The organism is Oleiphilus sp. HI0043 (assembly GCF_001634935.1).
Window position 1 is genome coordinate 1 of sequence record NZ_LWEY01000061.1, and the last position, 983, is coordinate 983.

General features: G+C 40.1%; 2 protein-coding genes. Both read left to right on the forward strand.

Annotation, left to right across the window (positions count from 1 at the left end; all coding sequences use genetic code 11):
• A partial coding sequence (locus tag A3729_RS32040; RefSeq protein ID WP_197475469.1) for a hypothetical protein occupies positions 1–310 on the forward strand: 310 nt, incomplete at its 5' end.
• A 335-nt stretch (positions 311–645) separates the two neighbouring features.
• On the forward strand, positions 646–983 hold a 338-nt coding region (locus tag A3729_RS01380), incomplete at its 3' end, for a MotA/TolQ/ExbB proton channel family protein (RefSeq protein ID WP_369820057.1).

A 983-nucleotide genomic window follows, 5' to 3' on the forward strand; every position in this document is an offset into this window, starting at 1 on the left:
GATTAAAGCAATTTCTTGTCTGATATCTGTCATTTTGTTGCTTATGTCTCCTTTTGCGGTTTCTAAGTCGAATCAAGATGAAAAGAGGGTTGAAACGCTGTCGGAAGTCTCTATTATTGGCAGCTCTGAACTGCCAAATGTAAGTTTTGATCTGCCATGGAAACTACCAACTATAGAGAAGCGTGATGAAGCGTCTCCGCCAAAAAGTATTCCTGGCATTTTAGATAGCATTGAACCTGTCCGGTTCCGACAGCAGATTCATTTTTCAAGGTTTTTGGAAGTCGATTCTCCGTCTTTCAAACCTCGATAGTGTAATGGAAAGCGTAAAACCTTGTAAATTTGTAGGGAATTTATGAGCGTGTCCCGGAATTCCTGGGTTGCTGTCTATACACTTGCAATCACATAGTCGTTCGTCAACAAGGAACGTGAACCTGTTCATACGTATTAAGGTGCAGGTAAAGACATAATGAAAATCAGCATTATAGCTGACGACAAACTCTGTTTTATTTCGTTGATGTTTATTTAGTCATCAACGCCGAACAATTACTTTGAATACAAAAAATAGATGCGGTAGCGATTCTATGAGCATTACGTACTCGTAGTATTTGCAAAACGCTTTAATTAGAACATTAAGGGGCACAAATCATGTTAGATACGATCTTGCGATTTTTTCAGGAAGGTGGGGCGTTTATGTACCCAATCGCAGTCGTTTTAGTAATCGGTTTAGCGATTGCTATTGAGCGTTTTATATATTTAACCGCAGCAAAGAACTCTAATAGAAATGCCTTTGATAAGGGGCTGTTACCGATTCTTAGAAAGCGCGATTACCCAAAAGCGCTAAAGTTTGCTAACGACTCACAGGCTGCTATTGCAGCAATTATGGGTGCGGGTTTAAGTCGTTTATTAAACAATGCTAACCGGGATGAAATTGAGTTCGCTATGGAAGAAGGCTTGATGGAAACACTTCCTCGCCTTGAAAAGCG